The organism is Nocardia exalbida NBRC 100660 (assembly GCF_000308575.1).
Lineage (GTDB): Bacteria > Actinomycetota > Actinomycetes > Mycobacteriales > Mycobacteriaceae > Nocardia > Nocardia exalbida.
This window is the reverse complement of record NZ_BAFZ01000079.1, coordinates 1-12,424: the sequence shown is the minus strand read 5'-3', so window position 1 is coordinate 12,424 and position 12,424 is coordinate 1. Positions and strand designations below refer to the sequence as shown.

Here is a 12,424-nt window from a genome sequence, read left to right as displayed (position 1 = left end):
AGACGCCGAGCCAGGATCACCACCGCGGCGGTCAGGGCCACCCGCACCGGCACGGTCCTTCCAGATCGGGCGTCCTTTCCTGGATGTCGTAGATCGCGTTGGTCGCGCGCATGAACGCGCCGATGTAGGCCGACGCCGTCCACAGCGCCGACGCCAACCCGAGCAACGCCAACGGGCCTGCCGGGGCTTGCGCTTCCTGGATCTCGTTCACCGCGTCGACGAGTAGATCCGTTCCGCTACCCGGCCCGACCTCGCGGATGGTGTCGACCAGTGCCCGCGTGTCGTTGCGTCCGAGCATGCCGAGCCCGGCGGTCATGACGATCAGCCCCGGAAACAGCGACAGCACACTGTAATACGTCAGCGCCGCGGCCCAGTCGGTCAGATTGTCCCGCTGGAACTCGCCGACCGACCGCTTGATCACGCCCCACCACGACCGTCCCGGCAGATCCGCAGGCCCGCGCAGCCTGCGTCGCGCGGCGGACCCCTTCTTCAAGTCTTGCACCACCCTCACCACCTCCCGCTGGCGCGCGGATACCCGCCGTACCGGCCGCGAAACCGCCTCCACGCCGGAGGTGTTCGCGGCGCCCGCCTCGCTCCCGGGGCGGCACGCAGTGCCCGCGACGCCGGTAAATCCGTTGTTTCCGGCACGGCGGGACCGTAACGTCGCTTCCGTTTGCCCACCGATCGATCGAAGGAGATTCCATCGTGGAACCCGTCACCGAACGCGACATCAGGTCGTCGTTCGTCAACTGTTCGAAAGGAGAAGCCAAGCGGTTGCCCGTGCCCAGGGACCTGGACGAGCGGCCCTGGGCGGATCTGGACTTCCTGGGCTGGAGCGATCCGTCCTTTCCCGGGCGCGGCTACCTGGTCGTCCCGCAGGACGACCGCCTCGTCGGCGTCGCCCTGCGGCATGCCACCGGCGGCACCGGACGCGCGCAGATGTGCGCGATCTGCCTGACCACCCACACCGGCGGCGGGGTCTCGCTGATGACCGCGCACAAAGCAGGTGAGTCGGGGCGCCGGGGCAACTCGGTCGGCACCTACATGTGCACCGATCTCGCCTGCTCGCTGTACGCGCGGAACAAGAAGCGCCCCGCGCTCGGAAGCAGGTACCGCGAGGACCTCACTCCCGAGGAAAAGGTCGAGCGAGTCCGCGACAACCTGAACACGTTCCTCGCGAAGCTCTACGCCTGATCCTTTGCCCATCCCGGCAGCCGACGCGCTGCCCGTCCGAACGGAGGTAGATGCCATGTGCCGACACTCGAGGACCGCACGCTGGAGCCACCCGAACCAGCCCACAGCGCAACGGATCTCGGGATGTCCGTGACTCCTCGCCGGTCGAGTCGGCCCGGATCGGCCGGACCGTCCCGTCCGGCGAGGAATCACGGCTTCGGGTACCGAGCCCGCTAGCCGGTCGAGTCGTGGTCCGTGGGTTCCAACACCGCACGCAGGCTGGGTGCGCCGGGGACCAGGTCGGGCAGGTCGGGTACCGCTTCGGCTTCGGCGACGAGCGGGGCGATGATCGCCGCGTGCCGGTCTCGGGCCAGCCGCGCCGCCTGCCTGCCCGCCTCGGTGACCGAACGGCCGAGCTGTTCCGGTGTGCTCCGCAGCGCTGCCGGGGCGAAGCGCACATCGACCAGGACGCCCGCCGCGTCCACGGTCACCTCCACCATTTTGTCCGCCGACTCGGCCGTGCAGCGCACGGCGGCCAGCTTCTCGCGCACCTCCGACAGGTGGGTGCGCTGCTCGGCGAGCGCGTCCAGAATGTGGTCGACCTGGTTGCGGATTCCGCTGTTGGCGGAGCGCAGCCCGTCTCGTTCCCAGCGATCCACCGGCACCGACCTCCCTCGGGTTCACCTCTCTCCCGAACCGCGGCTCCGCGATCCGAGCCGTCACCGGGACGACGCGCGGCCGGGAACGAGGCAAGGAATTGTCCGGCACTCCGGTCGCCACCGCCGCGCGCGCATCCCCGTGCTGGGAATGGTCAAGCAGGTGTGGACTCGGTTTCGTGCACCGTCAGCCAGCGAACGCCACCGGGATCCTGGGTCGTCAGCACGGCGGTCACGCGGCGATGCGTGGTGTCGCCGGCCGCCCGGTGGGTCTCCAGGAACCGCACGACCGCGATGCCGCCGGACCGCTGGAGTTCTTCGACCTCGGACACCTCGATGGTGAGGCCGGGCACGGCGTTGCGCGCGCCGCGCAGACCCGCGAGCAACGCGTCGCGCCCCAGCACTTCACCACCTGTGGTGACCATGCTGAACCGCTCGTGCTGCGCCGCCGCGAACCGCTCGAACACCTCGTCCGGCGCCGCCGAGCCGAGCCACGCCGCGAGGTCGGCATGCAAGCGCTCGACCACATCGGCCAGATCCACACCCATTCGTGCATCGTAGGCATCCTGCGATCGCCGCTCTGCGAGCCGCATCGCGCTCCGCGGGTCGACCGGTGCACGAGCCGTCGGCGAAGCCCGGTCGCGCGGCCGACATCGGTGGGCTCGGACCGCCGCGAGCGGTAGCGTCGGCGGAATGAAGATTCGTGGAGCGGTCCTGGAGCGGATCGCGGCGCCCGCGCCGTTCGCCGAGTCGGCGCCCATCACGGTGTGTGATCTGGAGTTGCGCGAGCCGGGACCGGGAGAGCTGCTGGTCCGGATCGAGGCGGCGGGACTGTGTCATTCGGACTTGTCGGTGGTGGACGGCAACAGGGTCCGCCCGGTGCCCATGCTGCTGGGCCACGAGGCCGCCGGGAAGGTGGAAGCGATCGGTCCCGGCGACGGCGATATCACGGTTGGGCAGCGCGTGGTCATGACCTTCCTGCCGCGGTGTGGCGAATGCGCCGGGTGCGCGACCGACGGCCGCACGCCCTGTGTGCCCGGCAGCGTCGCCAACAACGCGGGCGAGCTGCTCAACGGCGGGCGGCGATTGTCCCGCGACGGCGCCGAGGTGCACCACCACCTGGGTGTCTCCGCATTCGCCACGCACGCGGTGGTGGATCGCAGGTCGGTGGTGCCGGTCGATGACGACGTGCCTGCCGAGGTCGCCGCCGTCCTCGGCTGCGCGGTGCTGACCGGCGGTGGCGCCCTGCTGAATTCGGCGCGACCGGGTACCGGGGACCGGATCATGGTCGTCGGTCTGGGCGGCGTCGGGATGGCGGCGGTGCTGGTCGCGGTGTCGCTCGCCGCGGAAGGGCACGAGGTGATCGCGGTCGACACCGTGCCGGACAAGCTCGCTCTCGCCCGGGAGCTGGGTGCGCACGCGGCCTATACCCCGGCCGAGATCGCCGAACTCGGTGTGCAGGCCGAGGTGGTGGTGGAGGCGGCGGGCAACGTCCGCGCCTTCGAGACCGCCGTCGCCGCGACCGCGCCCGGTGGCACGACAGTCACCGTCGGGCTGCCCGCCCCGGACGCCCGCGCCGCCATTTCTCCGCTGGCCTTGGTCGCCCAGGGCCGTTCCATCGTCGGCAGCTACCTCGGCTCCGCGGTGCCGTCCCGGGACATTCCCGAGTACGTCCGCATGTGGCGGGCGGGACGCCTGCCGGTGGAGCGGCTCGTCTCGGCGCATGTCGGGCTCGACGAAATCAACCGCGCCATGGACGAACTCGCGGCGGGGCACGCCTTGCGCCAGGTCATCGTCTTCGACTGACCCGGCCTGCTGCCGCACGGCGATCGTTCAGCCGACGGGCCGGTCCATCGCGTCGACGAATCGTTCGAGCAGACGGGCGAAGTCGGCGCGCTCCTCGGGCGTCCAGTCCGCCATGGCGGCGGCCATGGTCGTGCGCCTGCCCTTTCTGGCTTCGGCCACGGCCCGGTTACCGGCGGCGGTGAGGCGAAGGACCGAACGCCGTCCGTCGCGCTGATCGGCGACGCGTTCCAGCAGGCCGGCGGAAACCGCCTGCGCCACCAGGCGACTCGCCCTGGGCTGATCGACGCCGAGCGCCGGAGCGAGTGCGCCCACCGTGTCGGCCGAGCCGTCGGCGACGGCGTCCAGCACACGGAACACGGCGACGGGAATCGCGCCGTCGCTCAGCGCACCGCGCGTCTGCCTGCGCCGGATCCGGACCATCGCCGCTTCCACGGCGACGGTGATCGCGTCGTGGTCGTCCATCACTCCACTCTGTCATGCGCGGAATTCATATGTACAATTACATCTAATTGTCTTTATGCATACAAAGGAGTGGTGATGGCCATCCAGCGCGGTATCGGTTACTGGCTCGTGGAGCTCGATCGGTTGATCAACCAGCGCTTCGACGAAGACCTCGCATCGGGCGGGTTGAGTCGCAGACGCTGGCAGAGCCTGCATTCGCTGGCCGGCGGACCGCAGCGCGCCGACGACGTCCGCGACGCGCTCGACACCTTCTGGGCCGACGATTCCGAATGGCCCACCGAATTGGCGCAACTCGTGGACGCCGGACTGGTCTCCGACGACGCGGGTGTGCTGTCACTGACCGAGCGGGGCCGCGTCACGCACGAGGCGGCCTTCGTCCGGATCGGCCGGCGCAGGCGGCAGATGGCGGAGGGCATCACCGACGAGCAATTCGCCGAGGTGCTGCGGTTGCTGCAAAGGATGGCCGTGAATCTCGCGGGTCCGCCGAGCCGGGAGGCCGGTGAACCGCAGGCGGTGCGATGAACGCCGGGCGGCGGAGGGATCGCGCTCGACCGGGCCCATTAGGCTGATCCCGACCGGGAACGGAACGAGGAGGTGCGGTGACCATTCGGGTCGGAGTGCTCGGAGCGCGCGGCAAAGTCGGACAGGCGATCTGCGCGGCGGTGACGGCGGCGCAGGACCTGGAACTGGTCGCCGCCGTCGACAAGGACGATTCGCTCGAGGCGTTCACCGCGGCGGACACGCAGGTGGTCGTCGACTTCACCCATCCGGACGTGGTGATGGGGAATCTGGAGTTCCTGGTGGCCAACGGCATCCACGCGGTGGTCGGCACCACCGGGTTCGACGAGGCCCGGTTGACGCAGGTGCGCCGGCTGGCTGGCCGCCCGCCCTGATGTCGGTGTGCTGATCGCGCCGAACTTCGCCATCGGCGCGGTGCTGTCCATGCGATTCGCCGAGCAGGCCGCCCGCTTCTTCGAATCGGTGGAGGTCATCGAACTGCACCATCCCAACAAGGCGGACGCGCCCTCCGGCACCGCCTACCGCACGGCAGGCCTGATCGCCGCCGCACGGGACAAGGCGGGCCTCAACCGCAGTCCCGACGCGACGACGACCGAACTGGAGGGCGCGCGCGGCGCCGACGTGGACGGAGTGCGGGTGCACTCGGTGCGCCTGGCCGGTCTGGTCGCCCACCAGGAGGTGCTGTTCGGCACCCAGGGCGAGACGCTCACCATCCGGCACGACTCCATCGACCGCTCGTCATTCGCTCCCGGCGTGCTGCTCGGCGTGCGGGAGATCGCCGCCCGCCCCGGCCTCACCGTCGGACTCGACCCGTTCCTGGACCTGTGATCGCACGTCGACACGCGCGGCGGGCGCGCACGGCGCCCGTCGGAGCGCGATCGTGAGCGGCTCGGATCAGGCCGACCGGAAGAGCGGCGGGGAAGTCCTCAAGGTCGTCGCGCTGCTCGCGGCCCTCATCCTGGTGCTCGGTTTCTACTTCCTGCTGCTCGGCCGGATCGCGTTCGGCTTGATCGGCTCCGGCGACGTGGCGGCGATCGTGATCGGCGTCGGCGTGCTGATCCTGCCGCTGCTGGGCGTCTGGATCGTCGTGGCCACCGTGCGCGCGGCCCTGGCGCATCAGCACCTGGCGCGGCGCATCCACGACGAGGGCCTCGAGCTCGACACCACCGATCTGCCGCGCCTGCCCTCCGGCCGCATCGAACGGTCGGCGGCCGACGCGCTGTTCGCCACGGTCAAGGCGGAGTGGGAGGCCGACCCGGACAACTGGCGCGTCTCCTACCGCCTCGCGCGCGCCTACGACTACGCGGGCGACCGCACCAGGGCCCGCGAGACCATGCGCCGCGCGGTCGCCCTGGAACGGCACGAGCGCGACACCGCCTGACCGCCGCGCGGGCCGATACCATCGCAGGGTGGCCCGGTTGCTGATCATCCATCACACGCCGTCCCCGCATATGCAGGCGATGTTCGAGGCCGTCGTCTCCGGGGCCACCGACCCCGAGATCGAAGGCGTGGAGGTCGTGCGCCGCGCCGCGCTGGCCGTCACCGCCTCCGACGTGCTCGCCGCCGACGGCTACCTGCTGGGCAGTCCGGCGAACCTCGGATACATGAGCGGCGCGCTCAAGCACGCGTTCGACACGTTCTACTATCCGTGCCTCGATTCCACGCGCGGTCGTCCGTACGGCATGTACCTGCACGGCAATGAAGGCACCGAAGGCGCCGAGCGCGGGGTGGTGAGCATTACGACCGGGCTGGGCTGGGAACAGGCCGCCGCCGCGGTGGTGATCTCCGGTCCGCCCGCCAAAGAAGACCTACAGCGGTGCTGGGAGCTGGGGGCCACCCTCGCGGCCGGGCTCATGGCCTGAGCACCCCCGAATTCTGGTGTCTGACCACGGCGCACCATCGACCGGCATACTGTCTGCGGTTGTTGTCGCGGTGGGGATGTGAACGAGTAGCTCGGGATGGGAGAGCCAGGTGACCTGGGCCGAAGGGAACGAGAACGCCCCGCGCCGAATCGGATTGGTCGAGGACCACGAATCGGTCGCCATCGGTCTCGCCGCGATGCTCGCGCCGGAAACCGATCTCGATCTGGTGCTGACCGCCGGCACGGTGCCGGAACTGCTCGCCGCCGCCGACGGCGCGCCGAAGCTGGACCTGGTGGTGCTCGACCTGCGGCTGGCCGACGGGTCCTCGCCCGAGGACAACGTGCGCGCCCTGCGTAACCGCGGTATCGAGGTGCTGGTCTTCACCGGCGCGGACAACGCCTTCCTGGTGCGCGCCGCCGCGCGCGCGGGGGTGCTGGGCGTGGTGCGCAAATCCGAGGACGTGCCGACCGTCGTCGCCGCCGTGCGCCGCGCGGCCGGCGGTGAGCAGGTGGTGACCACCGACTGGGCTGCCGCCATCGACGGCGATCCGCAACTGTCCCATGTGGGCCTGAGCCCGCGTCAGGAGGAAGTGCTCACCCTGTACGCGTCCGGGGAGAAAGCCTCCCGGGTCGCGCGGTTGACCGGTCTGTCCGAGCAGACGGTCAACGACTATCTCGGCCGTATCCGCCAGAAGTACGCGGACGCCGGTCGTCCCGCGCCGACCAAGACCGACCTGTACAAGCGAGCGGTCGAGGACGGCTGGCTGCCGGTTCCCGAGCGGCATCCGCGCGGATGATCGCGTCCAGCATGCTGGACACCGACTCGCGCTCTCGCTCCCTCCCGCTCGACCGGTTCCGGGTGAACCGCTGGCGACGCGGAGTCGTCGCGCTGTCCAGGGAGAAGGCCTCCGAGGGCGCCGCCGACCGGATCTTGCGCAGATTCGCCCTGGCCATCGGCATCGCCGGGGTGATCGCCGCGGTCGTCGAGTTGCCCGAGATCGCCGACCAGAGCCGCTTCGTGCCGGTCCGGTGGACGGTGGTCGAGGTGGTGCTGGCGTTCGGGCTGTTCCCGGTGCTCGCGATCGTCTCGGTCGGCATGAGCAGGCGGATGATCCAGCGGGTCGCCGGCGCGGCGGCGGTGAGTTTCCTCGCGGCCATGGCGGTGGTTCCGCTGGCGTATGCGGTGCCGGATGCCGAAGGGGCGGCGTCGGTGTGGTTGTACCGGGTGCTGGCGCTGGGCGTCCTCGCGGCGGTGCTCGCCTGGCGTCCGCCGCTCGCCGTGGCGTACCTGGTGGTGGGCGCGGCGTTCAGCGCGCTGGCGAATCTGGTCGTGCTGCGGGAGACCACCGCGCTCGCGCTGCTCGGCGACTTCGCCAGGGCCGCCGGATTGAGCGCGCTGTTCCTGTGGTGCGTGATCTATGCCAGGGCGGCGGCAGCGCGAGTGGATCGCGAGTCGGCGATCGAGAGCAGCCGGGCGGCGGCGGTCGCGGGCGCGGCGGCCCGGGAGCGGGAGCGGGCGCGCTTCGCCGCGCTGATCCACGACGCGGTGCTGTCCACCTTGCTGGACGCCTCGCGAGCGGGGACCGAATCACCGGTACTGCGCCGCCAGGCCGAACGGACCCTGGAGCAGCTCGACGAGTGCCGGGTGGCCGGGTACGAACCCGACCGCCTGGACGCGCAATCCGCGATCGGGTTCCTCCGCTCCGCCGTGCACGAGGTGAACCCCGGCATCCGGTTCACCACGCGACGCTGGCCCGGGTTCGACGATCTGCATCTGCCGGTGGACGCCGCGAGCACGATCGCGGCCGCACTCGCCGAGGCCGTGCGCAACAGTCTGCGGCACGCCACTGTCGCCGGGCGCGAAGTGCGCCGGACCGTCACAGTGACGATCAGCGCGGGTGGGATTCGCGTGGTGTTCCGGGATGACGGAGCGGGTTTCGACCCGAGTGAGGTGCCGGTCGATCGGCTCGGCATTTCGGTGAGCATCCTCGGCCGCATGCGTCAGCTGACCGGCGGCGCGGGTTTCGTCGAATCGGAGCCCAGTGAGGGCACGACAGTGACGCTGGTGTGGGGCGGAAATGGCTGAGCGGGAAACCGAATTCGGGCTACGGGATCTGCTCGGACTGCGCGACCGCGCGGCCTGGCTGTTCCTGGTCGTTCTCGAAGCGACCATCGTGCTGTACATGATCCGGAACTTTTCCGAATCGCCGGTCGCCGCCGCCGTGGCGGCACTGGTCGTGCTCGCGCTGGCCGGCGTCGTGGTGCTGGTGGCGCCGACCGATCCGCTGCCCTGGCCCGCGACCGTGTTCGTCGCCGCCTCCGGGCCGCTGGCCACGATCCTGACCTCGTTCGATGTCGAACACGGCTGGTCGAAGCAGGTCTGGACGGCGTTCGCCGCCTCCTATGTGCTCGCCGTGCTGGTGCTGCGCGGACGTTCGGCCGCGGCCTGGCTCGGCGTCGCGGGCATCGGCGTGGTGATCGCCGTGGTCGGTGTGGTGGCAGGCCTGCGGGTGGGCGTCGTCGTCGGCTCGATCGTGCCGGTCGCCACGGTCGCGGGGGTCTCCCTGTTCGCGGCGATCATGCGGCCCACCCAGCGTTCGCTGCGGCTGCTGCGCGAGGAGGCGGCCATGCGTGCCGCCGCCGAGGCCTCGATGGCCGCGGAGAACTCCGAACGCACCCGTCAGCTGGCTCGGCTGGACGCGGTGGCGCGCCCGATCTTGGAACGCATCGCCGACGGGGAGGAACTCACCGCCGCGGAGCGGGAACAGTGCAGGCTCCTGGAAGCCGAACTGCGCGACGGTCTGCGGGCCCCGCAGCTGGCCACCGACCAGCTCAGCAGCGCCGCCCGCGGGGCCCGCTCCCGCGGCGTCGAGGTGATCCTGCTCGATGACGGCGGTTTCACCGGCGTCCCGCATCGGGTGCGCAGGCAAGTGATCGACGCCGCCACCCGGGAACTGGACGCCGCGAACGACGGTTCGGTCACCGTCCGCATCCTCCCGACCGGCCGCCGCATCCTGGCCACCGTCCTGGCCACCGCGTCGGACCGGGACCGCCGCACCGAGATCGACACCACCGGCGCGGTGACCGTCTCGACCTGACGGCGCGATCCTGTCGGTGCCTCGTGGCATGGTTGCCGGTCATGCGGAAGATGGGTGCGGCGGCGGCGCGGCGAACGGCGTTGGCGGCGCAGGGTTTCGGGGCGCGCCGGCCCGGGCGGGCGACGCGGCGGACGGTGCTCGGGGTCTTGGACAGGACCCAGCTGCTCCAACTGGACTCGGTGTCGGCGGTGGTGCGGGCGCATTACGCGCCGGTGTTCAGCCGGATCGGGCCCTACGATCGCACCCTGCTGGATCAGGCCGCGTGGAGCAACGGCGCGCGGCGGCCACGGGCACTCGTCGAGTACTGGGCGCACGAGGCCGCGCTCATCCCGGTCGAGGACTGGCCGCTGTTGCGCTGGCGGATGCGGCGCTACGAGCACGGGCGTTGGTCCGGCATGCGCAAGGTGGTCGAGCGCAATCCGACCCTGGGCAAAGACATCCTGGACGTGATCACCGCGGTGGGCCCGGCCACCGCGGGAGAGGTGGAGCGCCACCTGGAGTTGGACAAGCCGCGGCCGAAGGGCACGTGGTGGAACCTCAGCGATACGAAGATGATCTGCGAGCAACTGTTCGCGGCGGGCGCGCTGTCGGTAGGGACCCGGGTGGGCTTCGCCAGGCACTACGACCTGACCGAGCGGGTGCTGCCCGCCGAAGTGCTGGCGCGCGAGGTCGCCGAACCGGACGCCGTCCGTGAGCTGGTGCTTCGCGCGGCCACCGCGCACGGCATCGGCACGGAAGCGGACCTGCGCGACTATTACCGTCTTCAGCGCACCCAGACCGAACCCGCCATCGCCGACCTGGTCGACGCGGGCGAGCTGATCCCGGTGGAGGTACCGGGCTGGGGGAAACCGGCCTATCTGCGGGCGGGCGCCGCGACACCGCGGCGTGTCGAAGGCGCCGCGCTGCTGTGCCCGTTCGACCCGCTGATCTTCTTCCGCGCCCGCACGGAACGGATTTTCGACTTCCACTACCGCATCGAGATCTACACCCCGGAACACAAACGGGTGCACGGCTATTACGTCTTCCCGTTCCTGCTCGACGGTGAACTCGTCGGTCGGGTCGATCTGCGCGCGGAACGCGCGAACGGACGGTTGTCGGTGCCCGCCGCGTTCGCCGAACCCGGATACGACACCGCGGCCACCGCGCACGCCCTCGGTGGTGCGCTGCGGGAACTGGCCGAGTGGCTCGAACTGGACGAGGTCGCCATCGGCGACCGCGGCAACCTGGCCGCGTTGCTGTAGCGCGACTGGGTCAGATGTCGCGTTTGGGCCCGTAGCCGCGCATCTGGTCGCGCAAGGCCCCGTGCACAGCGCTGGACAGCCACGAGTTCAGGGACTGACCGCTCTGTGCGGCAGCCTCTTCCGCGCGCGCTTTCATCTGCTCCACCAGCCGCAGCGTGACCCGGCTGATGTCCCCGGTCATCTCCTCGAAGGTGGGGTGCTCGTCGCCCACCGTGCTCTTGCGCACATCGATGGAAGCGTCCGTGCCGTCGATCGACACGTGCACCGTCCGGTCACCCAGCGCGGCGCTGACCTCGGCGGCAAGGTCCGACAGCGCGGCGAGCAGGACCAAGCGGGCCGGGCCCTCCGTAGCCGCGGCCAGGGCTGCCGCCGTGGCCTGCGTCTTCTCGTCGCCGAGCGCCGCGGCGGCGATCAGGTCCTCGCGCAGCCGACTGGTGTACTTGTTCAAATCCATGACATCAGTGTGACGTCATATGTGATGTCGAGCAAGGGCTGGTATGACATCAGGGCGGCGCCGTCGATATGGATTCGCGTCTGTGTTGCGGCCTGATCGCCGACGACGGTGTCGAGGGCGTGTCCCAGACCGGGTAGCCTTTCTGACCATGACGAACGGTGAATCGACGCCAACGGAGCTGCGTGCGTCCGGCACGGTAGGTGTCGCGATGGTGACCCCCTTCAGCGCCGACGGCAAGCTCGACGTCGATGCCGGGGTCGCGCTCGCGGCCCGCCTGATCGACCGTGGTGTCGACCTGCTCGCGATCTCGGGAACCACCGGTGAATCGCCGACCACCACCGAATCGGAGAAAGCGGATCTGCTGCGCGCCGTCGTCGATGCTGTGGGCGAGCGCGCGACCGTGATCGCGGGTGCGGGCACCTACGACACCGCGCACTCGATCGAGCTCGCGCGCAACGCGCAGCGCGCGGGTGCGCACGGTTTGCTCGTGGTGACGCCGTACTACTCCCGGCCCTCCCAGGAGGGGCTGATCGCCCATTTCACCGCCGTCGCGGATGCCACCGACCTGCCGGTGACCTTGTACGACATCCCCGGGCGATCGGTGGTGCCGATCGCCAGTGACACCATCCGCAAGCTGGCCGAGCATCCGCGCATCGTCGCGGTCAAGGACGCCAAGGGCGACCTGAACATGGGCGCCGAACTCATCGCGAGCACCGGCCTGACCTTCTACTCCGGCGACGACGCGCTCAACCTGCCGTGGCTGTCGGTCGGCGCGGCCGGATTCATCAGCGTTATCGGTCATCTCGCGCCCGAACGGTTGCGCGCCCTACTGGAAGCGTATACGGCGGGCGAGGTCGTGCGCGCCCGCGAGATCAACACCACGCTGCTGCCGTTGCACGCCGCGATGGCCAGGCTGGGCGGTGTCGCGATGAGCAAGGGCGGCCTGCGGCTGCTCGGCGTGGAGGTCGGGGAGCCGCGGTTGCCCCAGCTGATGCCGACCGGTGAGCAATTGGAAGCGCTCGCCGCCGACCTGCGCTCGGCGGGGGTGCTCTCGTGAGCGAGTCCCTACCCCGTCGCCGCCGCAGCGCCTCCCGCCCCGCCGGAGCGCCCGCCCCCTCCGCGGCACCGGCCGCGCAGCCGACGCCTGCCGCGTC

Annotated in this window: 15 protein-coding genes and 1 pseudogene; 11 read left to right on the top strand and 5 right to left on the bottom strand. The window is 70.7% G+C overall.

From position 1 onward, the window contains the following. Positions 1-31 precede the first annotated feature (31 nt). Entirely contained in the window at positions 32-505 is a 474-nt protein-coding gene (locus tag ON29_RS19070; protein WP_245549023.1) for a YihY/virulence factor BrkB family protein, read from the bottom strand. A 200-nt stretch (positions 506-705) separates the two neighbouring features. Between ON29_RS19070 and ON29_RS19065 the strand changes: the two genes are divergently transcribed. Further along, on the top strand, positions 706-1,194 hold the full coding sequence (locus tag ON29_RS19065; RefSeq protein WP_040868067.1) for an FBP domain-containing protein: 489 nt from the start codon (positions 706-708) through the stop codon (positions 1,192-1,194). A 212-nt stretch (positions 1,195-1,406) separates the two neighbouring features. Here the strand turns inward: ON29_RS19065 and ON29_RS19060 are convergent, their stop codons facing one another. Next, positions 1,407-1,838 (bottom strand): YbaB/EbfC family nucleoid-associated protein, encoded by a 432-nt coding sequence (locus ON29_RS19060; protein ID WP_083863777.1) that lies wholly within the window; start codon positions 1,836-1,838, stop codon positions 1,407-1,409. A 146-nt stretch (positions 1,839-1,984) separates the two neighbouring features. After that, positions 1,985-2,377, bottom strand: coding sequence for a DUF4440 domain-containing protein (locus tag ON29_RS19055; RefSeq protein WP_040868066.1), 393 nt, complete (start codon positions 2,375-2,377; stop codon positions 1,985-1,987). 145 nt (positions 2,378-2,522) lie between these two features. On the opposite strand from ON29_RS19055, the gene ON29_RS19050 reads away from it, so the two are divergent. After that, positions 2,523-3,635 (top strand): alcohol dehydrogenase catalytic domain-containing protein, encoded by a 1,113-nt coding sequence (locus tag ON29_RS19050; protein WP_040868065.1) that lies wholly within the window; start codon positions 2,523-2,525, stop codon positions 3,633-3,635. A gap of 27 nt (positions 3,636-3,662) precedes the next feature. Here ON29_RS19050 and ON29_RS19045 read toward each other — a convergent pair whose 3' ends face one another. Further along, a complete protein-coding gene (locus ON29_RS19045) occupies positions 3,663-4,097 on the bottom strand; it encodes a MarR family winged helix-turn-helix transcriptional regulator (RefSeq protein ID WP_040868063.1) in 435 nt (144 codons plus the stop codon). Positions 4,098-4,172: 75 nt separating this feature from the next. Here ON29_RS19045 and ON29_RS19040 point away from each other — a divergent pair, with 75 nt between their 5' ends. From ON29_RS19040 to ON29_RS19005, 8 genes and pseudogenes are all read left to right on the top strand, one after another. After that, on the top strand, positions 4,173-4,619 hold the full coding sequence (locus ON29_RS19040; protein ID WP_040868070.1) for a winged helix DNA-binding protein: 447 nt from the start codon (positions 4,173-4,175) through the stop codon (positions 4,617-4,619). A 77-nt stretch (positions 4,620-4,696) separates the two neighbouring features. Then, positions 4,697-5,444, top strand: a pseudogene (gene dapB / locus ON29_RS19035) (4-hydroxy-tetrahydrodipicolinate reductase). Positions 5,445-5,496: 52 nt separating this feature from the next. Continuing rightward, on the top strand, positions 5,497-5,997 hold the full coding sequence (locus ON29_RS19030; protein ID WP_051175368.1) for a hypothetical protein: 501 nt from the start codon (positions 5,497-5,499) through the stop codon (positions 5,995-5,997). 28 nt (positions 5,998-6,025) lie between these two features. Beyond that, positions 6,026-6,478, top strand: a complete 453-nt coding sequence (locus ON29_RS19025) for a flavodoxin family protein (RefSeq protein ID WP_040868061.1) — start codon at positions 6,026-6,028, stop codon at positions 6,476-6,478. A gap of 109 nt (positions 6,479-6,587) precedes the next feature. Further along, positions 6,588-7,274, top strand: a complete 687-nt coding sequence (locus tag ON29_RS19020; RefSeq protein ID WP_040868059.1) for a DNA-binding response regulator — start codon at positions 6,588-6,590, stop codon at positions 7,272-7,274. A gap of 11 nt (positions 7,275-7,285) precedes the next feature. Then, positions 7,286-8,563: an ATP-binding protein gene (locus tag ON29_RS19015; RefSeq protein WP_245549022.1), complete on the top strand. Its 1,278-nt coding sequence runs from the start codon at positions 7,286-7,288 to the stop codon at positions 8,561-8,563. After that, positions 8,556-9,575 carry a DUF8320 family protein gene (locus ON29_RS19010; RefSeq protein ID WP_040868056.1) on the top strand — a complete coding sequence of 340 codons (1,020 nt, stop codon included), beginning with the start codon at positions 8,556-8,558 and terminating at the stop codon, positions 9,573-9,575. Before ON29_RS19015 ends, ON29_RS19010 begins: the two co-directional genes overlap by 8 nt. Before the next feature lie 41 nt (positions 9,576-9,616). Further along, positions 9,617-10,816, top strand: coding sequence for a winged helix-turn-helix domain-containing protein (locus tag ON29_RS19005; protein WP_040868054.1), 1,200 nt, complete (start codon positions 9,617-9,619; stop codon positions 10,814-10,816). 10 nt (positions 10,817-10,826) lie between these two features. On the opposite strand, the gene ON29_RS19000 is transcribed toward ON29_RS19005, so the two are convergent. Next, positions 10,827-11,270 (bottom strand): hypothetical protein, encoded by a 444-nt coding sequence (locus ON29_RS19000; protein ID WP_040868052.1) that lies wholly within the window; start codon positions 11,268-11,270, stop codon positions 10,827-10,829. Positions 11,271-11,418: 148 nt separating this feature from the next. Between ON29_RS19000 and dapA the strand changes: the two genes are divergently transcribed. Beyond that, positions 11,419-12,327, top strand: a complete 909-nt coding sequence (gene dapA / locus ON29_RS18995; protein WP_040868050.1) for a 4-hydroxy-tetrahydrodipicolinate synthase — start codon at positions 11,419-11,421, stop codon at positions 12,325-12,327. Positions 12,328-12,424: the final 97 nt, after the last annotated feature.